The sequence below is a fragment of the Streptomyces sp. NPDC058045 genome (genome assembly GCF_042885635.1).
Classification (GTDB): Bacteria; Actinomycetota; Actinomycetes; order Streptomycetales; family Streptomycetaceae; genus Streptomyces.
In genome coordinates, this window is sequence record NZ_JBHVRR010000006.1 from 37,682 (window position 1) to 61,425 (window position 23,744).

At 72.7% G+C, this 23,744-nt stretch carries 24 protein-coding genes and 1 pseudogene; 15 read left to right on the forward strand and 10 right to left on the reverse strand.

Annotated features, from left to right (window positions below; translation table 11 throughout):
- Positions 1–100: 100 nt before the first annotated feature.
- The gene (locus ACFVST_RS05840) at positions 101–1,105 is read right to left on the reverse strand and encodes a heavy metal transporter (RefSeq protein WP_390147245.1); all 1,005 of its coding nucleotides are present in this window, start codon (positions 1,103–1,105) and stop codon (positions 101–103) included.
- Between the two features lie 130 nt (positions 1,106–1,235).
- Between ACFVST_RS05840 and dapE the strand changes: the two genes are divergently transcribed.
- Both dapE and ACFVST_RS05850 read left to right on the forward strand, forming a co-directional pair.
- A complete protein-coding gene (gene dapE, locus ACFVST_RS05845; RefSeq protein WP_390147247.1) occupies positions 1,236–2,315 on the forward strand; it encodes a succinyl-diaminopimelate desuccinylase in 1,080 nt (359 codons plus the stop codon).
- 184 nt (positions 2,316–2,499) lie between these two features.
- Entirely contained in the window at positions 2,500–3,252 is a 753-nt protein-coding gene (locus tag ACFVST_RS05850) for a TIGR00730 family Rossman fold protein (RefSeq protein WP_390147248.1), read from the forward strand.
- A gap of 87 nt (positions 3,253–3,339) precedes the next feature.
- On the opposite strand, the gene folP is transcribed toward ACFVST_RS05850, so the two are convergent.
- Entirely contained in the window at positions 3,340–4,200 is an 861-nt protein-coding gene (folP, locus tag ACFVST_RS05855; RefSeq protein WP_390147250.1) for a dihydropteroate synthase, read from the reverse strand.
- 167 nt (positions 4,201–4,367) lie between these two features.
- Between folP and ACFVST_RS05860 the strand changes: the two are divergent.
- From ACFVST_RS05860 to ACFVST_RS05870, 3 genes and pseudogenes are all read left to right on the forward strand, one after another.
- Positions 4,368–4,670: pseudogene (locus ACFVST_RS05860) on the forward strand (DivIVA domain-containing protein); the annotation flags it as partial.
- Between the two features lie 143 nt (positions 4,671–4,813).
- The gene (locus ACFVST_RS05865; RefSeq protein WP_390147251.1) at positions 4,814–5,395 is read left to right on the forward strand and encodes a DNA-3-methyladenine glycosylase I; all 582 of its coding nucleotides are present in this window, start codon (positions 4,814–4,816) and stop codon (positions 5,393–5,395) included.
- A 385-nt stretch (positions 5,396–5,780) separates the two neighbouring features.
- The gene (locus ACFVST_RS05870) at positions 5,781–5,948 is read left to right on the forward strand and encodes a DUF3117 domain-containing protein (protein ID WP_003966491.1); all 168 of its coding nucleotides are present in this window, start codon (positions 5,781–5,783) and stop codon (positions 5,946–5,948) included.
- A 165-nt stretch (positions 5,949–6,113) separates the two neighbouring features.
- Here ACFVST_RS05870 and ACFVST_RS05875 read toward each other — a convergent pair whose 3' ends face one another.
- Complete coding sequence (locus ACFVST_RS05875; RefSeq protein ID WP_390147447.1) at positions 6,114–6,767, reverse strand: O-methyltransferase; 654 nt, start codon at positions 6,765–6,767, stop codon at positions 6,114–6,116.
- Between the two features lie 213 nt (positions 6,768–6,980).
- Here ACFVST_RS05875 and sigE point away from each other — a divergent pair, with 213 nt between their 5' ends.
- From sigE to ACFVST_RS05900, 5 genes are all read left to right on the forward strand, one after another.
- The gene (gene sigE, locus ACFVST_RS05880) at positions 6,981–7,787 is read left to right on the forward strand and encodes an RNA polymerase sigma factor SigE (RefSeq protein ID WP_390147253.1); all 807 of its coding nucleotides are present in this window, start codon (positions 6,981–6,983) and stop codon (positions 7,785–7,787) included.
- Positions 7,784–8,743, forward strand: coding sequence for an anti-sigma factor family protein (locus ACFVST_RS05885; protein WP_390147255.1), 960 nt, complete (start codon positions 7,784–7,786; stop codon positions 8,741–8,743). The genes sigE and ACFVST_RS05885 overlap by 4 nt, the downstream gene beginning before the upstream one ends.
- A 205-nt stretch (positions 8,744–8,948) precedes the next feature.
- The gene (locus ACFVST_RS05890) at positions 8,949–10,787 is read left to right on the forward strand and encodes a trypsin-like peptidase domain-containing protein (RefSeq protein WP_390147257.1); all 1,839 of its coding nucleotides are present in this window, start codon (positions 8,949–8,951) and stop codon (positions 10,785–10,787) included.
- 158 nt (positions 10,788–10,945) lie between these two features.
- The gene (locus ACFVST_RS05895) at positions 10,946–11,404 is read left to right on the forward strand and encodes a sec-independent translocase (RefSeq protein ID WP_390147259.1); all 459 of its coding nucleotides are present in this window, start codon (positions 10,946–10,948) and stop codon (positions 11,402–11,404) included.
- A 268-nt stretch (positions 11,405–11,672) separates the two neighbouring features.
- Positions 11,673–12,332: a hypothetical protein gene (locus ACFVST_RS05900; protein WP_390147260.1), complete on the forward strand. Its 660-nt coding sequence runs from the start codon at positions 11,673–11,675 to the stop codon at positions 12,330–12,332.
- Between the two features lie 65 nt (positions 12,333–12,397).
- Here the strand turns inward: ACFVST_RS05900 and ACFVST_RS05905 are convergent, their stop codons facing one another.
- From ACFVST_RS05905 to ACFVST_RS05915, 3 genes are all read right to left on the reverse strand, one after another.
- Positions 12,398–13,531, reverse strand: coding sequence for an Mrp/NBP35 family ATP-binding protein (locus ACFVST_RS05905; RefSeq protein WP_390147262.1), 1,134 nt, complete (start codon positions 13,529–13,531; stop codon positions 12,398–12,400).
- Between the two features lie 70 nt (positions 13,532–13,601).
- The gene (locus ACFVST_RS05910) at positions 13,602–14,168 is read right to left on the reverse strand and encodes a DUF1003 domain-containing protein (protein WP_390147263.1); all 567 of its coding nucleotides are present in this window, start codon (positions 14,166–14,168) and stop codon (positions 13,602–13,604) included.
- Positions 14,152–15,513, reverse strand: a complete 1,362-nt coding sequence (locus ACFVST_RS05915; RefSeq protein WP_390147265.1) for a magnesium transporter MgtE N-terminal domain-containing protein — start codon at positions 15,511–15,513, stop codon at positions 14,152–14,154. Before ACFVST_RS05915 ends, ACFVST_RS05910 begins: the two co-directional genes overlap by 17 nt.
- A 213-nt stretch (positions 15,514–15,726) precedes the next feature.
- Here ACFVST_RS05915 and ACFVST_RS05920 point away from each other — a divergent pair, with 213 nt between their 5' ends.
- Positions 15,727–16,485 carry a hypothetical protein gene (locus ACFVST_RS05920; RefSeq protein WP_390147267.1) on the forward strand — a complete coding sequence of 253 codons (759 nt, stop codon included), beginning with the start codon at positions 15,727–15,729 and terminating at the stop codon, positions 16,483–16,485.
- 10 nt (positions 16,486–16,495) lie between these two features.
- On the opposite strand, the gene ACFVST_RS05925 is transcribed toward ACFVST_RS05920, so the two are convergent.
- Positions 16,496–17,023, reverse strand: a complete 528-nt coding sequence (locus tag ACFVST_RS05925) for a hypothetical protein (protein WP_390147269.1) — start codon at positions 17,021–17,023, stop codon at positions 16,496–16,498.
- 35 nt (positions 17,024–17,058) lie between these two features.
- On the reverse strand, positions 17,059–18,180 hold the full coding sequence (locus tag ACFVST_RS05930) for a magnesium and cobalt transport protein CorA (RefSeq protein ID WP_390147271.1): 1,122 nt from the start codon (positions 18,178–18,180) through the stop codon (positions 17,059–17,061).
- Positions 18,181–18,763: 583 nt separating this feature from the next.
- Here ACFVST_RS05930 and ACFVST_RS05935 point away from each other — a divergent pair.
- On the forward strand, positions 18,764–19,366 hold the full coding sequence (locus tag ACFVST_RS05935) for a suppressor of fused domain protein (RefSeq protein WP_390147273.1): 603 nt from the start codon (positions 18,764–18,766) through the stop codon (positions 19,364–19,366).
- Between the two features lie 27 nt (positions 19,367–19,393).
- Here ACFVST_RS05935 and ACFVST_RS05940 read toward each other — a convergent pair whose 3' ends face one another.
- Positions 19,394–20,647: an MFS transporter gene (locus tag ACFVST_RS05940; RefSeq protein WP_390147275.1), complete on the reverse strand. Its 1,254-nt coding sequence runs from the start codon at positions 20,645–20,647 to the stop codon at positions 19,394–19,396.
- Positions 20,648–20,864: 217 nt separating this feature from the next.
- Between ACFVST_RS05940 and ACFVST_RS05945 the strand changes: the two genes are divergently transcribed.
- The 3 genes from ACFVST_RS05945 to ACFVST_RS05955 all read left to right on the forward strand — a co-directional run bounded on the left by ACFVST_RS05945 (position 20,865) and on the right by ACFVST_RS05955 (position 23,329).
- Complete coding sequence (locus tag ACFVST_RS05945; protein ID WP_390147448.1) at positions 20,865–21,506, forward strand: DUF6758 family protein; 642 nt, start codon at positions 20,865–20,867, stop codon at positions 21,504–21,506.
- Between the two features lie 110 nt (positions 21,507–21,616).
- On the forward strand, positions 21,617–22,483 hold the full coding sequence (locus tag ACFVST_RS05950) for a PHP domain-containing protein (protein WP_390147277.1): 867 nt from the start codon (positions 21,617–21,619) through the stop codon (positions 22,481–22,483).
- Positions 22,484–22,723: 240 nt separating this feature from the next.
- A complete protein-coding gene (locus ACFVST_RS05955; RefSeq protein WP_390147279.1) occupies positions 22,724–23,329 on the forward strand; it encodes a MarC family protein in 606 nt (201 codons plus the stop codon).
- Between the two features lie 93 nt (positions 23,330–23,422).
- Here ACFVST_RS05955 and ACFVST_RS05960 read toward each other — a convergent pair whose 3' ends face one another.
- Positions 23,423–23,575 carry a hypothetical protein gene (locus tag ACFVST_RS05960; RefSeq protein ID WP_390147281.1) on the reverse strand — a complete coding sequence of 51 codons (153 nt, stop codon included), beginning with the start codon at positions 23,573–23,575 and terminating at the stop codon, positions 23,423–23,425.
- Between the last annotated feature and the right edge of the window lie 169 nt (positions 23,576–23,744).

Genomic DNA, 23,744 nt, shown 5'->3' on the forward strand with positions numbered 1-23,744 from the left:
GGCTTCCACCCGATGCCCGGACGCAGTGACTACCGCACGAGCCCCGCGAAGGTTGCGGTACGGCCGCGCAAAGAGTTGGCAATGGGGCGGCGGGCGCGCCTCAGCGTCCGCTCGCCGTGACGATCAGCACCGAGTCGGACCCGCGGCCGCCCGCGGAGTGCGCGGCGGGCGCGTCCGCAGCGCGCCAGGCCCGCGCGCCCGCGCCCGCCGCGCTGGGCTTCCACTGGCGCCCGGCGTAGGCGACCCGTTCGATGTGCAGGGCGGCCGCGTTGGCCACCGCCCAGTGCGCCAACTCCCAGCCGCGGCGCCGCCGTTCGGCCCCGGCCGGTACCGGCACGGTGACCGTGTGCGCGCCGCCCGGCCCGGCCGCGGGCGTCCGCCCGGTGGCGGAGGTGCCGGGGCGGGGTCTCTTGGTGCCGGCGCGGTCCGAGGGGCCGGTGGCCGCGGCCTCGTCGAGGACGCCGCGGCCGAAGTCGCGCACCAGCGCGGTACGCACCCGCTCCGGGTCGCCGCGGCGCCCCGCGGGCCCGCCGCCGCAGCTCAGGCTGGCCGCGGAGTGCCCGGTGAGCGCCGCGGACAGCAGTCTGGCGTCCGGCTCGTGCTGGGCGTAAGCCTCCGGGAATCCGCTGCGCTGGACGCGCTGCGCGGCGACGGTGAGCGGCAGACCGGTGTAGCCGGGCACCTTCGCCAGATGCTCGTAGAAGCGGCCCGCCGAGTAGGTCGGGTCCATGATCTGGTCGGCGGTGCCCCAGCCCTGGGAGGGCCGCTGCTGGAAGAGGCCGAGGGAGTCCCGGTCGCCGTGGTCGAGGTTGCGCAGCCCGGACTCCTGGATGGCGGTGGCCAGGGCGATGGTGACGGCGCGCGGGGGCATACCGCGGGAGGTGCCGACGGCGGAGATGGTCGCCGCGTTCACCGCCTGCACCGCGCTGAGCCGGAACACCTTCCCGTCGCCCCGCCCGGACACCACCTCGCACCGCCCCTGCGAGCGGCCCGAGGAGCCGTACTGGACGACGACATAACCGCCGAGCGCCAGCAGGACCGTCACCGCGGCCCCGGTGCGCAGCAGGCGGCCGTGTCTGGCGGGTCGGCGGGCGGCTCCGGTCACATGCCCAAGGTACCGAAGCCCCGTCAGCCGCCGGTGATCAGGACGTCCTTGCCGGTCCGGGCCGCGGCGGCGTCCGGCGGCGGCCGGTCCTGCGGAGCCGTGGCCGGGTGCCACGGATTAGGGTCGGGGCATGGATCAGAGCCCCCTCGACCTCACCGCGGACGCCGCCCGGCTCACCGCCCAGCTTGTCGACTTCCCCTCCGAGAGCGGCAGCGAGAAGCCCCTCGCGGACGCCGTCGAGGCGGCGCTGCGCACGCTGCCCCACCTCACCGTCGACCGGCACGGCAACAACGTGGTGGCCCGCACCCGCCTGGGCCGCCCGGAGCGCGTCGTGCTCGCCGGGCATATCGACACCGTGCCGATCGCGGACAACCTGCCCTCGCGGCTGGACCCCGACGGAACGCTGTGGGGCTGCGGCAGTTGCGACATGAAGGCCGGGGTCGCCGTCCAGCTCCGGATCGCCGCCACCGTCCCCGCCCCCAACCGCGACCTCACCTTCGTCTTCTACGACAACGAGGAGGTCGCCGCGCACCTCAACGGCCTGGGGCAGGTCGCCGAGGCCCATCCCGACTGGCTGGAGGGCGACTTCGCGGTGCTGCTCGAACCCTCCGACGGGCAGGTCGAGGGCGGCTGCCAGGGCACCCTGCGGGTCCTGCTGCACACCAGGGGCGAGCGTGCCCACTCGGCCCGCAGTTGGATGGGGTCCAACGCCATCCACGCCGCCGCCCCCATCCTGAACCGCCTCGCCGAGTACCGGCCGAGGTATCCGGTCATCGACGGCCTGGAGTACCGGGAGGGCCTCAACGCGGTCGCCGTCCAGGGCGGCGTGGCCGGAAACGTCATCCCCGACGCCTGCACCGTCACCGTCAACTTCCGCTATGCGCCGGACCGTTCGCCCGAGGAGGCGCTGGCCCACGTCAAGGAGGTCTTCGCGGACTGCGGGGTCGCGGAGTTCACCGTCGACGACCACAGCCCCGGCGCGCTGCCCGGCCTCGGCCACCCGGCGGCGGCTGCCTTCGTCGAGGCCGTCGGCGGCACCCCGCAGCCCAAGTACGGCTGGACCGATGTGTCCCGTTTCAGCTCCCTGGGAGTGCCCGCCGTCAACTACGGGCCGGGCAATCCGCACCTCGCGCACAAGCGGGACGAACGGGTCGACACCGCGAAGATCCTGGCCGGCGAGGAACGCCTCCGCGCCTGGCTGATGGCCTGAATCCGACCTGCTCACGTCCTGATATCCACAGGTACCCCCGCAGGTTGTCCACAGGTGTCCCGCGCTTAACCCGCGTAGATCTACGCTGAAGAAGCACGACTACGGTTCGGGCCCCCGCCCGGTGCCGCCCCGGCCTCCGCGCCGGGCCGGCAGCGGGCGGGGCCCGTCAGCGGAGGGAGCGGATATGGGCAATTCCGAGGGCGGCAGGCGTCCCCCGGCGGAGCAGCGGCTGGGCCCGGTGCTGCGCAGACGGGGCCAGATCAAGCCCGGCACCACGGACCAGCGGCTGCTGGACTCGGCCGGACCTTCGGAGTGGGTGCACACCGACCCCTGGCGGGTGCTGCGCATCCAGTCGGAGTTCATCGAGGGCTTCGGCGCCCTCGCCGAACTCCCGGCCGCCATCAGCGTGTTCGGCTCGGCCCGCACCCCCGTCGACTCCCCGGAGTACGAGTCGGGCGTCCGGCTCGGGCGGGCCCTGGTGGACGCCGGCTTCGCGGTGATCACCGGCGGCGGCCCCGGCGCGATGGAGGCCGCGAACAAGGGCGCCTTCGAGGCGAGCGGCACCTCGGTCGGCCTCGGCATCGAGCTCCCCTTCGAGCAGGGCCTCAACGCCTACGTCGACATCGGGCTGAACTTCCGGTACTTCTTCGTCCGGAAGATGATGTTCGTGAAGTACGCGCAGGGCTTTGTGGTGCTGCCCGGCGGGCTCGGCACCCTGGACGAGCTGTTCGAGGCGCTGACCCTGGTGCAGACCGAGAAGGTCACCCGCTTCCCGATCGTGCTCTTCGGCTCCGCCTACTGGGGCGGCCTGGTGGACTGGCTGAAGAACAGCGTCATCGCCCAGGGCAAGGCGGCCGAGAAGGACCTGCTGCTCTTCCACCTCACGGACGACGTGGACGAGGCGGTCGCCCTCGTCAGCAAGGAGACAGCCCGCTAGCTCCAGCCCGCCGGCTCCAAGCCGCGGCCGTGCGGCGCGCCGAGTCGTGGCGCGCCGTGACTGCCGTCCGGCGCTCCCGTGCGGGCGTCAGGCCAGGCCGCGGCGGGCCACGGTGGGTGGGCGGTGGCCCTGGATGGAGGCCACCATGTCCAGCACCTGACGGGTCTCGGCCACCTCGTGCACGCGGTACACCCGCGCGCCCAGCCAGGCCGAGACCGCGGTGGTCGCCAGGGTGCCCAGCAGCCGTTCCCTGACCGGGCGGTCCAGGGTCTCCCCGACGAAGTCCTTGTTGGACAGCGAGACCAGGACCGGCCAGCCGGTCGCCGCCATCTCGTCCAGCCGGCGGGTGGCCTCCAGGCTGTGCCGGGTGTTCTTGCCGAAGTCGTGCCCCGGGTCGATCAGTACCGACTCGCGCGGCACGCCCAGTGCCACCGCCCGCTCGGCCAGTCCGACGGTGACCCGCAGGATGTCCGCCATCACATCCGGGTAGCCGACCCGGTGCGGGCGGGTACGCGGCTCCGCGCCGCCCGCGTGGGTGCAGACCAGGCCCACCCGGTGGCGGGCGGCGACCTCGGCCAGCTCGGGATCGACGCCGCCCCAGGCGTCGTTGAGAAGGTCGGCCCCCGCCTCGCAGACCGCCTCGCCGACCTCGTGCCGCCAGGTGTCCACGCTGATCACCACGTCGGGGAAGCGGCGCCGCACCTCGGCGACGAAGCCGACGGTCCGGCGGGCCTCCTCCGCCGCGGACACCTCCTCGCCGGGCCCGGCCTTCACCCCGCCGATGTCGATGATCGCGGCGCCCTCCGCGACGGCCTGCCCGACCCGGTCGAGTGCCGGCTCGTCGAGGAAGGTCGCGCCCTGGTCGTAGAAGGAGTCCGGGGTGCGGTTCACGATCGCCATGATCACCGGTTCGCGGTCGCCGAACTCGCGCCTGCCCAGCCTGAGCATCCCCTTGGCCTTCCTCTCCCGATCCAGCCCTGATCCGGGCCGCCGGACCCGTAGGCAGATCCCGCCCGGCCGTCTTCGGCCGCCTGCGACCCTAACCGTCGGTGCGACATGGCACGATCGGACCCTGCAAACCGCACGTACCGCATCCAGCCCGGAGGCCCGCGCAGATGCTCCTGTTCCTGTTCCTGGTCGTCGCCCTGGTCGTGGTGGTGGCCGCGGTGACGCTTGTCGCGGTGGGCGGCGGCGAGGGCGGCACCCTGCCCGAGGCCGCGCCCGAGCGCCTTGCCGACCCGCTGCCCGAGCACCGGCCGGTGGACCGCCACGACGTGGAGGCACTGCGGCTGCCGCTCGCCCTGCGCGGCTACCGCATGGCCGAGGTGGACGACGCGCTGGGCCGGCTCGGCGCCGAACTCGCCGAGCGGGACGAGCGGATCGCCCACCTGGAGACCACCCTCGCCGGCACCCACGCCCGCGGCGGAGGCGAGCCGCACTGGTACGGGGGCCCGGACGGGGCGGCCGACCGGGGCGGCAGCACCCGGGCCTCGGTGGAGACGGCCGTCGAGGACGCGGCGGTCGACGAGGAGGCCGACCGCGGCCCCGGCCGGGGGCAGCAGTGAGCGGCGAGGTGCTGGCAGGCCCGGACGGCGCCCTGCGCTGCCCGTGGGCGCTGTCCACCGAGGACTATGTGACCTACCACGACGAGGAGTGGGGCCGCCCGGTCCACGGCGACGACGCCCTCTTCGAACGGCTCTGCCTGGAGGCCTTCCAGTCCGGCCTCTCCTGGATCACCATCCTGCGCCGCCGGGAGGGCTTCCGCGCCGCCTTCGCCGGGTTCCGTATCGGGGAGGTCGCCGCGTTCACCGAGGCGGACCGGGAGCGGCTGCTCGCCGACACCGGCATCATCCGCAACCGCGCCAAGATCGACGCGACCCTCGGCAACGCCCGCACCCTCGCCGACTGGGAGCCCGGACGGCTGGACCGCCTGATCTGGTCCCACGCCCCAAAGCCGGCCGACCGGCCCGCACCCCGCAGCACCGCCGAGGTGCCCGCGGTCACCGACGAGTCGACGGCCCTGGCGAAGGCCCTGAAGAGAGACGGCCTGCGCTTCATCGGCCCCACCACGGCCTACGCCCTGATGCAGGCCTGCGGCCTGGTGGACGACCACCTCAAGTCCTGTATCGCACGCCGTAGTTGACGCCCCACGGCCGCCCGGCCGCCGCCCTCCCCGCACCGGCGAGACGGAGGCATTCCCTCCGGTATATGTCCGTGCGGGTGCTCCCGGCACGGTTCGCGAGGGCGTCGGCTTTCCGGGCGCCGGGTGTGACCTGCGTCAAAGAAATCCGGGCCGGTGTGGAGCCCGCGGTGGCGGAGTATCGCAGGCGGCTCACCGAATTGAGGCGTTTTGCGGAAGTGCGTTGCGCAAGCGATGCCTACCGATGTTGGTCATCGGGTCCTGAGATGCGGGATAATGGCAGGGAAGCAATGTGTTCGACGCCGGTGACGTGTGCCTTGGACGGGCTGCGCGCGCCCTCTCCGGGGCCGTCGGCTGAGATGAGCTGGTTTCAGGAAGGGGAAACAGCATGGCGGCCATGAAGCCGCGGACGGGTGACGGCCCGCTCGAGGTGACCAAGGAGGGGCGGGGCATCGTCATGCGCGTTCCGCTCGAAGGCGGCGGTCGGCTGGTCGTCGAGCTGACCCCGGACGAGGCCGACGCCCTGGGCGACGCCCTCAAGAAGGTAGTCGGCTGACCTTCGTCCGCTACTTCCCGCGCGGGCGGGGATGAGCCGCGACCTCGACTGTTCAGTTGCCCCGGCATCGTACGCGGTGCCGGGGCACTGACGTGTTCGGGGCGAGCCGCCCGGGGATACCGGGACGCGGACAGACGTCCGGCCGCGAAAGGGTGGGACGGAGGTTCAGCGTTTGACCGCGCAGAGCAGACCGTCGCCCACCGGCAGCAGCGCGGGCACCAGCTCCTGGCTCTCCCGCACCGCCCGCGCCAGCTCCCGCAACCGCACCACCTCGGCCGGCTGCGGCCCGACCCCCGTGGTGCGGCCGTCGGCGAAGACGCCCTCGAAGCAGACCAGCCCACCGGGCCGCAGCAGCCGCAACGATTCCGCGAGGTACTCCAGGCACTCGGTGCGGTCGCCGTCGCAGAAGACCAGGTCATAGCCGCTGTCCGCGAGCCGCGGCAGCACATCGAGCGCCCGGCCGGGGATGAAGCGGGCCCGGTTCGAGGCGAAGCCGGCCGCGCGGAACGCCTGCTTGGCGAACTGCTGCCGGTCCGGCTCCGGATCGACGGTGGTGAGCACCCCGTCCCCGCGCATCCCCAGCAGCAGATGGATACCGGAGACCCCGGTGCCGGTCCCGATCTCGGCGACCGCCTTGGCGCCGGCGGCGGCCGCCAGCATCCGCAGCGCGGCGCCGGTACCGGGCGACACCGGGCGCAGCCCCGCCTCCCGGGCCTGCTCCCGGGCCCAGCGCAGGGCGTCGTCCTCGGCGACGAATGCGTCGGCGAACGCCCAGTTCGTCTGCCGGTTGCCGGTAATCGCCCTCTCCTGTCCGCTCAGAGCCCGCTCCCTTCGGGGCTCCCGATCGCTGGCCGTGACTTTATCGTCCCGCGCTGCCGCGTGGCCGGGACGGGAGGTTCCGGACGGGCGGGAACCCGCGCCGGGGGTCGGACGTTTGAGAGGCGGGGAACGGTACGACCGCACACGATCTCCCCGACGGGAACACCAAATTCACGTAAAAACGCTTATCCGGAGCTAACGGGCGAGGTGGCTATGGTAGGGACTCCACTCGACACCACCAGAGCCGACAGGGGAGGTGCGGCGACGCCCGGAGGGCGGGGCGGAGTGCTGAGGCGCTTCTTCAGACCGTCGGGCGAGCCGAAATCTGTGACCGAGACCGCTGACCGATTCCGCTCCCACGGCCACAAGGACGTGGGGGGTGCCGCCGAGCCAGACTCCGCGCCGACCGCGACCTTCGCCACCGATGCCGAATCGCAGGCGTGGACTCCGCCCACCTGGGAGGAGATCGTCAGCACACACAGCGGCCGCGTCTACCGCCTCGCCTACCGCCTCACCGGCAACCAGCACGATGCCGAGGACCTCACCCAGGAGGTCTTCGTCCGCGTCTTCCGCTCGCTGTCGACGTACACCCCGGGCACCTTCGAGGGCTGGCTGCACCGCATCACCACCAACCTCTTCCTGGACATGGTGCGCCGCAAGCAGCGCATCCGCTTCGACGCCCTCGGCGACGACGCGGCCGAGCGCCTGCCCAGCCGCGAGCCCTCCCCCCAACAGGCCTTCCACGACACCCACTTCGACGCCGATGTGCAGCAGGCACTCGACACCCTGGCGCCCGAGTTCCGCGCCGCCGTCGTCCTCTGCGACATCGAGGGCCTCTCCTACGAGGAGATCGCCGCCACCCTCGGCGTGAAGCTGGGCACTGTCCGCAGCCGTATCCACCGAGGCCGTTCCCAGTTGCGCAAGGCGCTCCAGCACCGGTCGCCCGAGGCCCGGGCCGAGCGCCGTGCGCTCGCCGCGGCCGGAGCCCCCGTGCTGGGAGGAGGGGGCGCGGGAGCGTGAGTGGATCACATCCGACACCCGCCGAGCAGCACCTGGGCGACCGGCTCGCTGCTCTGGTCGACGGGGAGTTGGGCCATGACGCACGCGAGCGCGTCCTGGCCCACCTGGCGACCTGTCCCAAGTGCAAGGCCGAGGCCGACGCGCAGCGGCGGCTGAAGAGCGTCTTCGCGCAGGCCGCGCCCCCGCCGCCGTCCGAGAGTTTCCTCGCCAGGCTCCAGGGCCTGTCCGGGGAGGGCCCCGACGACGAGGGCGGCCCCGGCGGTCCCCTCGGCGGCCGGCCCGGCCTCGGCGGTTCCCCCTTCGCCGACCGGGCCTCCTTCACCGAAGGACCCGAGACCCCTTTCGCCTACACCCCGGCCCCGCACACCCCCGTCCTTCCCGGGCGGCAGGGCTTCCGTATCCATGAGGTGAGCCGGCCGGAGCAGGAGCGGCCCGCGCCGCGCGGCCGGCGCCGCTTCGCGTTCGCCGCGGCCGGTGCGGTGTCGCTGGCCGCGATCGCCCTCGGCGGTGTCACCGTCGGAGCGCCCACGGCCTCGGGCGACGGCAGTACCCGGGCCGACGCCAGCCCGATGCGCAGCCAGGGCGGCAGCGGCAGCCCGTCCGGCTCCGATACGCGGCGGCGGGGCGGCGGTCCGCTGCTCACCCAGGGGTCGCGGTCCGGCGGGATGCTCGCCACGCCCCTGTCGCCCGTCGAGGTCAGCGCCCCGCTGCTGCCCGGAGTGCCCGCGCCGGTGGGAGCGCCGCCGGACATGGTCAGCCTGCTCGCGGCACCGATGCTGGCGGGCGGCGCCGCCATGCCCCCGCCGATCGCCCCGGCCGTCCGGCAGGCCCCCGGCTCCGGCAGCTCCGCGGACCGCGAGTCGGCGGCCCCCGCCCCCGGTCTCACCCGCTTCGACACGGGCGCCCCCGCCGAGCCCCTCCCCGCCTCGGACGGCCCGGCTCGCCGGCTCAACTGACCGTACGGGGGCCCGGGTTGGGCCCCCGTATCCCGGTCGCCCGGTCCGCTGGGCGGGCGGCGCTGCGGCTCGTACGCGGAACCTGGTTGAATCCAGGGTGGGCCGCGCCGTCCGCAGCAGGGCGCGTGGTACCGGGATCAGTGGTTGCGGTGGTTCACCGCGTGACTGCCCGCGGCCGTGCCGCAGGCCAGGTGTTGGGGAGAGCATGGGCGAGGGGAAGTCCACAGACCGCACATGGTGGAGCCGGCCCCGCCCGGCCCAGCCCGACCCGGCCCCCGCCACCTCCGATTCCGGAGACTTCACCCTGGCGAAGCCGGCCCCGGCCCCGGGTACGGCTTCGGAAGCCGGCACTCCGGAGGCGGGCGCGGAAGGGCGCGGCGCTGACGGGGGCGGGGTAGCCGTGCCGTCGCCCGAGACCCCTGCCTCCGGCGAGACCCCGGCCGCTCCCAGCAAGACCCCAGCCGGTGACCCGGGGGCGGAACGGCCGCGTCCGCTGCACGACCCCGACCCGTACGGCACGCCGCCCTACGGTGAGCCCGGACCCTGGGCACTCGCCCCGCCCGTACAGCACCCCCGGGCGACACCGCCGCACGGCACCACCACCTCCGGGGCGACGGCCAACGCGGCGCCCGAGTCCCCCGCCGCGCCCCAGGCACCGGCACCGCAAGCACCGGCACCCCAGGCCCCCGCGCCGCCCGCCGTACCGTCACCGGCTCCGGCGCACTACGCCCCGCCGTCCTTGGACAAGCCGCAGCCCTCGCCACCGGGAGCCCCCGCTCCGACCATGGGCGCAGCGGCCCCGCACCAGCCGGCGCCCGACCACGCCCCGGCCCAGGGTCCGTATCCGGGGGGTGGGGGCGACGAGGTCTGGGGGCGGTACGACCCGTGGGCGGTGCGGCCCTTGCAGCAGACCGGTGGGGAGCAGGCCGGGGCGCGGCGGAGTCGGCGCGGTGCCGTGGTGGGCGTGGTGCTGGTCGCGCTGATCGCCGGGGTGCTGGGCGGGGTCGTGGGTGCCGCGGTGGAACGGGAGGGTTCCGTCACCGACGTACATCTGCCGCAGGCCGGGCCCGAGTCCGCGCAGCGGGCGCCGGACAGTGTCGCGGGGATCGCCGCGGCCGCCCTGCCCAGCGTGGTCACCCTGCATGTGCGGGGCGCCCAGGAGCAGGGCACCGGTACCGGCTTCGTGCTCGACGGCAAGGGCCACATCCTGACCAACAACCATGTGGTGGAGCCCGCTTCGGACGGCGGTGAGATCACCGTCACCTTCAGCGGCGGACAGTCCGCGAAGGCCCGGGTGGTGGGCCGCGACACCGGCTACGACCTGGCGGTGGTGAAGGTCAGCGGGGTCACCGGCCTCAAGCCGCTCGCCCTCGGCAACTCGGACAACGTCCAGGTCGGTGACCCGGTGGTGGCCATAGGCGCCCCCTTCGACCTGGCGAACACGGTGACCTCCGGCATCATCAGCGCCAAGGAGCGCCCCATCACCGCGGGCGGCGGCGACGGCGGGGGCAGCGACATCAGCTATGTGGACGCCCTCCAGACCGACGCCCCCATCAACCCGGGCAATTCGGGCGGCCCGTTGGTCGACGCCAAGGCGCGTGTCATCGGTATCAACAGCGCGATCCGCTCGGCGGACGGCGGGCAGGACACCGAGGGCGGCCAGTCCGGTTCCATCGGGCTGGGCTTCGCCATCCCGATCAACCAGGCGAAGCGCGTGGCCGAGGAGCTGATCAACGACGGCTTCGCCACCCACCCGGTGCTGGGCGTCACCCTCGACATGGACTACACCGGCGACGGGGCCCGGGTGGCGGCCCGGGGCAATTCCGGGGGCTCCGCGGTGGAGCGCGGCGGTCCGGGGGCGAAGGCGGGGATCCGCGACGGTGATGTGATCAGCCGGGTCGACGGCAAGGCGGTGCACTCCGGGGAGGAGTTGATCGTCCGGATCCGGTCCCACCGGCCGGGCGACCGGCTGGAGTTGACCCTGCACCGCGCCGGAAAAGAGAAGAAGGTCTCCCTTGTCCTGGGGGCGGCAAAGGGAAACTGACGGCAAACAATCTCGGAAAACCCTCCAGGTGGCGGGGGTGGCGGGCCCGTGGCCAGTACCGGAGCGGCCCCCTCGCCGGGTACCGTGGGCGGGGCCTTATCGGGGGCCGGTGGATGGAAGAGACCTGCTGAGGGCCGGGACGTCACGAGGAGCTGACCGTGTTCAATGACATAGGCCCACTTGAGCTGGTGACGCTCGTCATCCTCGCTGTGCTCGTCTTCGGTCCGGACAAGCTGCCCAAGGTCATCCAGGATGTGTCCCGCACCATCCGCAAGATCCGCGAGTTCTCCGAGAGCGCCAAGCACGACATCCGCAATGAGCTGGGCCCGGAGTTCAAGGACTTCGAGTTCGAGGACCTGAACCCGAAGACGTTCATCCGCAAGCAGTTGGACAACGACGAACTGGGCCTCAAGGAGATCCGCAGCAGCTTCGACCTCAAGAAGGAGATGTCCGAGGTCGCGGACGCGGTGCACGCCCGGGACGGCGAGCCGGCGGCCTCCGCGTCCGGCGGCGGCCGGATCGACATGACGAAGAAGCCCGAGGGGCCGAGCCTGTCGAAGAAGAGCGCTCCCGCGGACACCCGGGAACTCCCCCCGTTCGACGCTGACGCCACCTGAGCCGCCCCCGCTGGGCCGCGCCCCGGCCCCAACCGCCCCCGGCCGCCCGGCCGCTGACCGACCGCACCCCGGCCGATCACCGTCCGGCCTGCTCAGGGGCACCGTGCGGCCCACCCGTTCGACCCATCCGTGCCCCGTCCGGCGGCCGGTGCCCGGTGCACCGGAAGACGGGTCGCTATCCTCCTTGTCGTTGTGCGGACCGGAGTAGAGATCGCCCGAAGGGGGGCGGGCCGCTCCGGACCGACGAGAACTAGGAGGCGTCCGGGCAATGGAGACGACGAGTCGGGTGGGCGAGCGGCCCGCCGCGGAGGGCGGCACACGGAACCGGCCCGTGCCGGGAGACATCGACGGCTTCCTGGCCGCCCCCTTCCCCTGGTACGGCCTCGACGACGCCTTCACGGGTCCTCGAAGACTCCTCACCGTGGCCTCCTCGGGCAAGGGCGCCGTGGAGCACGGTGCGATCGGGCACGGGGACGAGCCGGTCGTCTACAACGAGGGGCGGGACCCTGACGACGTGGACCGGTTCGCCGTCGTCATCACCGTCGGCGCCAGCCCGTCCCGGCGTTCCGCGGACGGCACCGGGCTGCTGGAGGCGACCTCGGTCTCGTCGGCGGCCTGGCTGGCGGGTGTGGGGTTGCTGTCGGTGACCTGGCCCGGGCAGATGGACCACGCGCTGCGCGACGACTGGCTGGAGCAGCAGACCGAGACGGCCTGGGCGCTCGCCGACGACCTGACCGGGTCCGCCTGGTCCTCACTGTCGCTGCCGGTGGACGGTACGCCCGCCGAATTCCACTACCGGGAGTCCGAGTTCGGCTGGATCCTGGCCGGCAGCACCGACCGCGGGGTGCACCTCGGCGCCTACGGCCGCGGGATGAGCGCCTACGGTCTCGGCTTCTCCGTGGTCAAGGACATCACCGCCTACGCCTGAGCCGCACCGCCCGCACACACCGGAGGGGGCGCCGCCCGAAAGCGGCGCCCCCTCCGGTGTGCGGTTCAGAACTTGTTGCTCGGGGTGAGACCGAGGGACATACCGGACAGGCCGCGCTGGCGTCCGCCGAGCTTGCCCGCGATGTCGCGCAGCGCCGCGCCCGCGGGCGAATCGGGATCGGTGAGCACCACCGGCTTCCCCTCGTCACCGCCCTCCCGCAGCCGTACGTCGATCGGGATGGAGCCGATGACGGGGACCGTGGCGCCGGTGGTGCGGGTCAGGCCGTCGGCGACGAGCTGGCCGCCGCCGGTGCCGAAGACGTCGACCATCTCGCCGCAGTGCGGGCAGGGCAGGCCCGACATGTTCTCCACCACGCCGGCGATCTTCTGATGGGTCTGCACGGCGATGGCACCGGCCCGCTCGGCGACCTCCGCCGCCGCCTGCTGCGGGGTGGTCACCACCAGGATCTCGGCGTTCGGCACCAACTGCGCCACGGAGATCGCGATGTCCCCGGTACCGGGCGGCAGGTCGAGCAGCAGGACGTCCAGGTCGCCCCAGTAGACGTCCGCGAGGAACTGCTGGAGTGCCCGGTGGAGCATCGGGCCGCGCCACACCACGGGTGCGTTGCCCGGGGTGAACATCCCGATGGAGATGACCTTCACCCCGTACGCGGTGGGCGGCATGATCATGTTCTCGACCTGGGTGGGCCGGCCGTCGGCGCCCAACATGCGGGGCACGCTGTGACCGTAGATGTCCGCGTCGGCGACGCCCACCTTGAGGCCGTCGGCGGCCATCGCCGCCGCCAGGTTCACCGTCACCGAGGACTTGCCGACGCCGCCCTTGCCGGAGGCCACCGCGTACACCCGGGTCAGGGAGCCCGGCTTGGCGAAGGGGACCTCGCGCTCGGCCTGTCCGCCGCGCAGTGCGGTGGCCAGCTCGCGGCGCTGTTCGTCGCTCATCACGTCCAGGGTGACGTCCACCGAGGTGACGCCCTCCACCCGGGAGACCGCCTCGGTGACGCTTCGGGTGATGGTCTCGCGCATCGGGCACCCGGAGACCGTGAGATACACGGTGACGGAGACGGCGCCGCCCGCGCCGATCTCCACCGATTTGACCATCCCCAGCTCGGTGATGGGCCGATGGATCTCGGGGTCGTTCACCGTCGCCAGTGCTTCGCGCACCGCGTCTTCCGTAGCCATACACAGATAGTACGGGGGCGGTGTGCGTGAGCGGAGGGGTGGTCGCGGGCCTCTCCCGGGGCGGGGGGTCTCAGTCCTCGTGCGGGTCGCCGCGGCCGGGCGGGGCGGAGTGCAGGGGCGGGGGGAGGCGGTCGTCGAGCTGCCTGACCAGGTCCTCCAGTTCGGAGCGGATCCAGTCGCGGGTGGCGACCTCGCCGAGACCGATGCGCAGCGCCGCGACCTCCCGGCTGAGGTACTCGGTGTCCGAGATGGACCGCTCGTTCTGCGCCCGGTCCTGCTCCAGATTGACCCGGTCCCGGTCGTCCTGCCGGTTCTGCGCCAGCAGGATCAGCGGCGCCGCGTACGAGGCCTGGAGGGAGAGGGCCAGGGTCAGGAAGATGAACGGGTACTGGTCGAAACGCAGATGCGTCGGGGCGAAGACGTTCCAGCCGACCCAGGCGATGATCGTCACTGTCATCCAGACGATGAACCTGCCGGTGCCCAGGAAGCGGGCGATCCGCTCGGACATCCGCCCGAAGGCCTCCGGGTCGTACTCGGGCAGCAGCCGGCGGCGGGGGGCCAGCGGCTGGTCCAGGCGGATCCGGGGGGCGCGGCCGGTGATGTCGTTGCGCCCCTCGCGGTCACGTTCGGCCGGCACCGTTCACCTCCCCCGCGGAGCCCGGGGCCTCCTCGGCGAGATGGAACTCGTTCTCCCGCCAGTCCTCGGGCAGCATGTGGTCCAGTACGTCGTCCACGGTGACCGCCCCCAGCAGCGAACCGCGGTCGTCCACCACCGGCGCCGCCACCATGTCGTAGGTGGCGAAGAAGCCGGCCACGGCGGGCAGCGCGGTGTCGGGGGCCAGGGTCTGGAGGTCGTCGTCCAGGATCGAGCCGACCAGGGTGAACGGCGGGTCCCGCAGCAGGCGTTGGAAGTGCACGGTGCCCAGGTACTTGCCGGTGGGCGTCTCGTCCGGCGGGCGGCACACATAGACCTGCGCGGCCAGCGCCGGGGACAGGTCCGCGTTGCGCACCCGGGCCAGCGCGTCCGCCACCGTGGAGTCCGGCCGCAGCACCACCGGCTCCGTCGTCATCAGCCCGCCCGCGGTCCGCTCCTCGTAGGCCATCAGCCGCCGTACGTCGGCCGCGTCGGCGGGGCGCATCAGGGTCAGCAGCCGCTCCATGTCGGCCTCGGGCAGCTCGCCCAGCAGGTCGGCCGCGTCATCGGGGTCCATCGCCTCCAGCACATCCGCGGCGCGCTCCTCCTTCAGATTGCCGAGGATCTCGATCTGGTCGTCCTCCGGCAGCTCCTCCAGTACGTCGGCGAGGCGGTCGTCGTGGAGGGCGGAGGCCACCTCGGCGCGGCGCTTGGGGGAGAGGTGGTGCAGCACGTTGGCCAGGTCGGCGGGGCGCAACTGCTCGAAGGTGGCGAGCAGGTTCTCCGCGCCCTGGCCCTGCTCCTCCAGGGCGAAACCGGTCACCGCGGACCAGTCCACGACCAGCGTCTCGCCCTTGTTGCGCCGGAAGGCACCGCTCTTGCCGCGGCCCTTGCGGATGAAGACGCGGTCGATCTCCCACTCGCGGCGCGCGGGCCGCGGCTGGATCGACACATCGAGGACGGTGACCTCCTCGCCGGTGTCCGCCAGCCGCACCCGCCGGTCCAGCATCTCGCCGAGGACCAGCCGCTCGGTGGGCCGCTGCTCGAAGCGCCGTACGTTCAGCACGCCGGTGGTGATGACCCGGCCGGACTCGATACCGGTGACCCGGGTCATGGGCAGGAAGATGCGGCGGCGGGTGGGGAGTTCGACCACCAGGCCCAGCAGCCGGGGCGGGCGGCGGGCGGCGGTGCGGTGCCAGGAGCCGTCGGCGCTGCGCTCGACGTGGCCGGTCTGGTCGCGGAGCATCGCGACCAGGTCCCGTACCCGGCCGGTCTGGTCGCCGTTGGGGTCGAAGACGGCGGCTCCCGACAGATGCGAGACGAAGATCCGCGGGGCGCCTCCAGCCATGCCGTGCGCCTCCTCCGGTCCACCGGGCCGACCGCCGTGGCGGTGCCGCGCCACCCGGTCTGTCCGTCAACTGAGCGAATACGGCCTCCACGTTAGTCCGTCCCGTTCTGGGGTGCCCTGGCGGGAGCCGCCGTGAGCGGGGGACGGCGGCGCGCCCCGGCACCGGTACGCTGCGGTACGCCGACGACCCGGTACGAGAGGCGGCTTCCCCCTGTGTCTGCGATCGCCCTGCGCCGTTCCCGTGTGCTGACCCTGGTGAGCACGGTGTGTGCGGGGCTGCTGGCCACGGGGACGCTGGCGGGCTGCGGCGGCGGCAGCAGCGGAGGCGATCCGGACGCGGGGACCAACGGGGCGGGCAAGCTGACGGCGGCGAAGATCCAGGCCAAGGCCCGGTCCGCAGCCCAGGCCGCCCGCACCGTACGGCTCTCCGGCACCGTCGTCAGCAACGGCCACCCGTACCGGCTGGACATGCGGCTCACCGGGGACGGCGGCAGTGGTGCGGTGACCTTCAAGGGCCGCACGTTCCGGCTGCTGCGGGTGGGGGAGCACCTCTATCTGAAGGCGGACGCCGAGTTTTGGCAGCAGCGCGACGGCGAGGCCAAGGACTCGGCGGCGGCGCAGAAACTCGACGGCAAGTACGTCAAGGTCCCCCAGGGCGACCCGGCCTACGACCAGCTCTCCGTTTTCACCAGCAAGAAGGACCTGCTGGGCGGGCTGCTCACCCTGCACGGCACCCTCCGCAAGGGCGACCGCGGGCGTACCGGCATGGTCCGCACCGTGGCCGTCCAGGGCGACAAGGGTGCGGGCGGCACCCTCGATGTCTCGCTGGAGGGCAAGCCGTACCCGGTGCGGCTCAAGCGGGCCGGGAACGCGGGCACCCTGAGCCTGACCGACTGGAACCGCGGCTTCGACCTCAAGGAGCCCGCCGACTCGGACACCCTCGACTACGGCCAGCAACTCCCCACGTCCTGACCGCGCAGCCTCAGCGGTCCCCGCGCCGCGCCCGGGACCGGCGACCGAACATCAGTCGCGGTACGGCGGGTTGGGCGGGGCCGCGGGTGATGGCGGGGGTGGGCAGCGGTACGGCGGCGAGCGAGCCCTCGGGGTGGTCGGTGAGCGCGTCCCGCGGTTCCAGGCGCAGCACCCGGCAGTCGACGGCCCAGCGGTCCAGCAGGTGCTCGGCGTCGACCGCGTTGAGGCGCTTGCCCTTCAGCTCGCCGGTCGCCGTCTGCCAGGCCTCGGTGCCGGGCGTCAGCTCCGCGACCCGGGCCGTCCAGGCGACGAGCCGCCCGCCCTTGTCCTTGCTGCGGACCGTGACCCGGGCGGTGCCGCCGTCGGTGAGGCCGGGCAGCGGCTGCTCGTCCGGGCCGTCGCCGACGAGGAGTGCCGCGCCCTCGTGCCAGACGTGCCACAGGGCGCGGGCGGGTCCGGTGGGGCCCTGCACCCAGATCAGGCCTGACTTCTTGGTGGCCTCCTCGACGAGGGCGCGGCCGAGCAGCTCAGATGTCATGGGGGAAAGCGTATGGCCTGCCGGTGGGGCGGTGGTCAGAGCCAGCCGTTGCGCTTGAGGATGCGGTGGATGCCGAAGCAGATGGCGACGGTGACGCCGACCACCAGCGGGTAGCCGTAGCGCCACTTGACCTCGGGCATGTAGTCGAAGTTCATGCCGTAGACCCCGCACACCATGGTGGGGACCGCGATGATCGCCGCCCAGGAGGTGATCTTGCGCATGTCCTCGTTCTGCGCGACGGACGCCTGGGCGAGGTTGGCCTGGAGGATGGAGTTGAGCAGCTCGTCGAAGCCGACGACCTGCTCCTGTACACGGGTGAGGTGGTCCGCGACGTCCCGGAAGTAGTTCTGGATGTCGGGGTCGATGAGCCGCATCGGGCGCTCGCTGAGCATCTGCATCGGCCGCACCATCGGCGCCACCGCCCGCTTGAACTCCAGTACCTCGCGCTTGAGTTGGTAGATCCGGCCGGCGTCGGTGCCGCGTGAGGTGCCGCGGCCCTTGCGGGGGGCGGAGAAGACCTCGGTCTCCACCTCGTCGATGTCGTCCTGCATGGCGTCGACCACCGCGAGATAGCCGTCCACCACATGGTCGGCGATGGTGTGCAGGACCGCGGAGGGGCCCTTGGCGAGCAGCTCGGGGTCGTCCTGGAGGCGGTGGCGCAGGGCGCGGAGCGAGCCCTGGCCGCCGTGCCGGACGGTGATGAAGAAGTCCCGGCCGGTGAAGCACATCACCTCGCCGGTCTCCACGATCTCGCTGGTGGCGGTGAGTTCGGCGTGCTCCACGTAGTGGATGGTCTTGAAGACGGTGAAGAGGGTGTCGTCGTAGCGCTCCAGCTTGGGGCGCTGGTGGGCGTGGACGGCGTCCTCCACGGCGAGCGGGTGCAGGCCGAACTCCCGGGCGATACCGGCGAATTCCTCCTCCGTCGGCTCGTGCAGGCCGATCCAGGCGAAGCCTCCGTTGCGGCGTACCTGGAGCATCGCCTCGTGCGGGCTGAGCATGGTGGCCGAGGGGACCCGGCGCCCTTCGCGGTAGACGGCGCAGTCGACCACGGCGGTCACGGCGGCCGGGTCGCGGGTGGCGTCGTAGGCGTCGTACGGGGCGCCGTTCTTGCGGCCGGCGGGGCGGACGGCGGCGCGCAGGTCACGGATCATCGACATGGGGCAGGCTCCTCTGGACAAGGGCCGCCTGGCGACGGGTGGAACTGCCCGGAATGGGGACGTTCTGCAGACCGCCCCGAGAAATCTCGGGGAGCGGAGTTTGGCACGTCCACAAAGCGGGGAGCACCGCAACGTCGCGGTGGCAGCTTCGCTACTGACTCGGATCTGACCGATCGCAAGGATCAGCGGGGACGAAGCGCTCTTCCTACGGGTAGCGGCCCTCGGGCGCGGTACCGGCGCGGGGGGAAGTAGCTCGCGCGGCCGGACGGCGCCGCGGCTACCTGCTCAGCGGTCGGAAGAGCGGGTGGTACTGCACGGTCGACTTCGGTCCATTGCAGCCCCACCTCCTCCGGCCGGTCCCCCGTGGGGGAGTCCCAGAGGCCGGGGTGTTGACGCACGCGATGCCGCGTGCTGCCCCGACCAGCGGTCAAGCGTAGCAGCCGTGCGAGCTGTCAAGCCCCACTTTGCCCTGTGCATACCCGGGGGCTGTGGTGCGGGCCGCCGCACGGAGGCGGCGCCGGGCCGATGGCGGCCGGTGGCGCCTGGTGTCGGTGCGACCGGGCGTTCTGCCTATGCTCGCGCCATGGCTGACGTTCTCCCTCTCGTCGAGGAGCAGTTGCGTATCGCGTTCGGGGTGCCCGAGGCGCGGGCCGCGGTGACCTTCCTCGGTACCGACCGGATCGAGGTGCTGCGTTTCACCGGCGCCGAGGACGCGGAGGGCCGGCCGCTGGTGCGGTACGCCACCCTCGGGATGTCGGCGAGCCCCATGACCGATCCGACGGCGGCGCTCGCCGATCCGGAGCGCGGGCCGCGGGCCGAGCTGGTGCTGACGGTCGCCGCGGGCCGGGCCGGTACCGACGCGGTGCTCCGCCCGCTCGCCGTGCTCGCCGCCTCCCCGCAGGTGGAGGGCCTGGTGGTGGCGCCGGGTGCCTCCCTCGACGTGGGTGAACCGCTCTGGCCCGAGGCGCCGTTCACCTCGGTGCTGGTCGCGGAGGGCGGCGGTCTGGTGCCGGATCTGGAACTGCCGGCGCCGAAGGAGGCGGTGCGTTTTCTGCCGCTGCTGCCGATGACGCCCAACGAGGCGGCCTGGAAGCGGGTGCACGGGGCGGCCGCGCTGCGGGAGCGGTGGCTGGACGCGGGGACGGACCTGCGCGATCCCCTGCGCAGGTCCGTACCGCTGGACTGAGTCCGGTCAAGTCGGCTGGTTCCGCCGTCAGTTGGCGAAGACGGAGACGCTGTCCTCGGTGGCGTGCCGCGGCTCCAGCTCCGCCGCCTCGTGGGTGAGGGCCCGGCGTCGCACCAGGACCACCACCGCACCGGCCAGCGCGGTGACCGCGGCCACCACGAACGGGATGTGGATATCGGTCCACTCCTCGATCTTGGGCGCCAGGAACGGCGCGGCGGCCGCGGCGAACCAGCGCACGAAGTTGTACCCGGCGCTGGCCACCGGGCGTGGTGCGTCGGAGACGCCGAGGGCCAGCTCGGTGTAGACGGTGTTGTTGACGCCGATGAAGGCACCGGAGAGGACGGTGCACACGACCGCCGCGGTGTGGCTGCCGTAGCCGAGGACCAGGACGTCGGCGGCGAGCAGTACCAGGGAGCCGCCGAGCACCTTCAGGGAGCCGAAGCGCTCCTGCATCCGCGGGGCGACCAGGACCGAGAAGACCGCCAGCAGCAGCCCCCAGGCGAAGAACACGGCACCGCTGCGGTACGGGCTCATGTCCAGCACGAAGGGCGTGAAGGCCAGCACCGTGAAGAACGTGTAGTTGTAGAAGAACGCCGAGGCCGCCACCGAGGCCAGACCGCCGTGGCCGAGTGCCTTGATCGGGGCGAGCAGCGAGGTCTTCTCCGCGGGCCTGGGCTGCTCCTTGAGGAAGGCCGCGATGCAGAGGAAGCCGACCGCCATCAGGGCGGCCGTGCCGAAGAACGGGTAGCGCCAGCTCGCGTCACCGAGCACCGCGCCGACCAGCGGGCCGCAGGCCATACCGAGGCCGAGGGCCGACTCGTAGAGCAGGATGGCCGCGGCGCTCCCGCCGGCCGCGGCGCCGACGATGACGGCGAGCGCGGTGGAGACGAAGAGGGCGTTGCCGAGCCCCCAGCCGGCCCGGAAGCCGACGAGTTCACCGACCGAGCCCGAGGTGCCGGCCAGCCCGGCGAAAACCACCACCAGCGCCAGGCCGGCGAGCAGCGTCTTCCGCCCGCCTATCCGGCTGGACACGAAACCGGTGACCAGCATGGCCACCGCGGTGATCAGGAAGTACGAGGTGAACAGCAGGGAGACCTGGCTGGGGGTCGCCTCCAGGCCCTTGGCGATGGACGGCAGGATCGGGTCGACGAGTCCGATGCCCATGAAGGCGACCACGGAGGCGCCGGCCGTGGCCCAGACCGCTTTCGGCTGCCGCAGGATGCTGGTGGAGCCGGAGTCGAACGGGTCCCCTTCCGCGGTCCCTCCGGTGCTGCTGCTCATGTGTGTGGTCCTCCGTGCCTACCGGTGATGACCGGTGAACGTGATGGTTGCCGTTTGCACATAATAAATTAGAGACCCTAATGAATGCAAGCTGCATCTAGTTTTCCCGGGGGAGCGGCGCGGTACGGATGGAGCGGGCCGGGCGGGTGCCGGTGCCGGTCCGGGGCGGTTGATCGTCCCTTGACGCGGCGACGACCAGGGAGGACTGTTGAGCGGTATGAGGGGCGAACCCAGTTGCCCGAAGTGCGGTGGCCGGGTCAGGGCTCCCGGACTCTTCTCCGACGCCTGGCAGTGCGATGTGCACGGCACGGTGTATCCGCTCCAGCCCGTGATCCCGCCCAGTGTGGAAGCCCTCGGCGTCGTCGTGAACCGCGCCCGGGTGCCGGTGTGGATGCCGTGGCCGCTGCCCATCGGCTGGCTCTTCACCGGTGTCGCCAGCGCGGGGGACGACCGCAGCGGCGGCCGGGCCACCGCGGTCGCCTGCTCCGGACCGGGACCCCTCGGCGGTATCGGCGAACTCGTCCTGGTGGCAGAGGAGTTGGGCGTCGGCCTCGGCGCCCGTTACGCCGGGCTCGACGGCCCCGACCCGGGCGCCTGCCTCGACGTGGAGAAGCCCCCGCAGGCCAAGGTCTTCGCCGCCGGCCGCCCCACCCCGCTCTGGCATGTCACCGCCGCCCCCGGCGACCGGGCCGTCTTCGCCGGCGAGGCCCTCGGCCTCTGGCTCTGGGCCGTCGTCTGGCCCGAACAGGCCGGCCTGCTGATGTACGACGAGCTGGTCCTCGCCGATGTACGGGACGCCGGTGCCGAGGTGGATCTGCTGCCCTGCGGGGCGCTCTCGCCGCGGCTGCTGTCGCCCTGACCCGGGGCGCGGGGCGCCGTCCGGGGCCGGTTACCCTGGAGCGTCACCCTTTGTCTGGCCCGCCTTCCGCCCGCCGGCCGTCCGCCCCGTCAGAGCCTGGAGTCCGCGTCGTGCGCATCGATCTGCACACCCACTCCACCGCCTCCGACGGCACCGACAGCCCGGCGGAGCTGGTCGCCGCCGCCGCGGCCGCCGGTCTCGACGTGGTGGCCCTCACCGACCACGACACCACCCGCGGGCACGCCGCCGCGGCCGCCGCCCTGCCGCCCGGCCTCAGCCTGGTCACCGGCGCCGAACTGTCCTGCCGCCTCGACGGCACCGGACTCCATCTGCTCGCCTACCTCTTCGACCCGGACGAGCCCGAGCTGCTGGCCCGCCGCGAGCTGGTCCGCGACGACCGGGTCCCCCGCGCCCAGGCCATGGTGGAGCGCCTGCGCGGGCTGGGCGTCCCCGTCACCTGGGAGCAGGTCGCCCGGATCGCCGGGGACGGCTCCGTGGGGCGGCCGCACATCGCGGAGGCCCTGGTCGAGCTGGGCGTCGTGGCCAGCGTCCCGGACGCCTTCACCACCGAGTGGATCGCGGACGGCGGCCGCGCCCATGTGCAGAAGTACGAGCTGGACCCCTTCGAGGCGGTCCGGCTGGTCAAGGCGGCCGGCGGGGTCGCCGTCCTCGCGCATCCCGGCGCCGCCCGCCGCGGCCACAGCGTGTCCGAGGTCTCCATCGCGGAGCTGGCCGCCGCCGGACTCGACGGCATCGAGACCGACCACATGGACCACGAGCCCGCCGTCCGCGAACGCCTCCGCGGCCTGGCCGCCGATCTCGGCCTGTTGCCCACCGGCTCCAGCGACTACCACGGCACCCGGAAGACCTGCCGCCTCGGCGAGTTCACCACCGACCCGGAGATCTACGGCGAGATCACCCGCCGTGCCACCGGCGCCTTCCCCGTCCCCGGCGCCGGCGGTACCGAGGTCGCCTGAGCCCCGAAGCCCGCCCCCTCCGGTCGGGTCTGATCGGGCCTCCGCTGCGCAACCCCGTGACAACCGGCGGCCGCCGTGGTCGAGTACGCCATGCCCTGACTCCGGCCACCGTGTACGCGGGCGAAATCTCCTGCTCTCCCCGTCCGGGCCGCCGAACGCCCGGGAATGTCCCGCAACCGTCGGCCGCATCCCCCGCGCGATCCCGCCTGACGGCCACCCACGACCCTGCAAGGCAACACCGTGTTCGACTTCACCCTCTTCGGCTCCCTCTTCCTCACCCTCTTCGTGATCATGGACCCGCCGGGCATCACCCCGATCTTCCTCGGGCTGACCTCCGGCCGCCCCGCCAGGACCCAGCGGCGAATGGCCTTCCAGGCCGTGTGCGTCGCCTTCGGCGTGATCGCGGTCTTCGGGGTGCTCGGGCACCAGATCCTGGACTACCTCCATGTGTCCGTCCCGGCGCTGATGATCGCCGGCGGGCTGCTGCTCCTGCTGATCGCCCTGGACCTGCTCACCGGCAAGACGGACGAGCCGAAGCAGACCAAGGACGTCAACGTGGCCCTGGTACCGCTCGGGATGCCGCTGCTCGCCGGGCCGGGGGCGATCGTCTCGGTGATCCTCGCCGTGCAGAAGGCGGACTCGGCGGGCGCCCAGGTGTCGGTGTGGGCGGCGATCCTGGCGATCCACGCCGTGCTGTGGTGTGTGATGCGCTACTCGCTGCTGATCATCCGCGTCATCAAGGACGGCGGGGTGGTCCTGGTCACCCGGCTCGCGGGCATGATGCTCTCCGCGATCGCCGTCCAGCAGATCATCAACGGCGTCACCCAGGTCGTCCACGGCGCCTGACGGGTGCGGACGCGCCGACGCCCGAGCCCCGCAACATCGGTGCGGGGCTCGGGCGTTGACGTCTTTCCGGTGACGCGGGCTACGCGTACCGCGTTATGAGGCGGGAGATTCGTGGGGCCGGATGTAGAGGCGCTGCCCGGTGGCGGCGGCCTGCTGAACGATCCGGTTGACGTAGGCGGCGTCCACCACGGTGCTGTCCACAGCGGAACCGTCGGCGTCGTCCAGGCGCATGATCTCGAAGCGCACAGGCTTCTCCCTTCGTCTGGTGATCCTCCTGAGGAGAACTTCTCTGATGCGGAACGCCCGGCACAGCAGTGCCTTGCGTCCCACCACGTTCACCTGGTCCAACGGTTCGGCGGCGTCAAACATTCCCTACACTAAGGAAAACTTTCGCGTATCTAATTACTGATGTCTC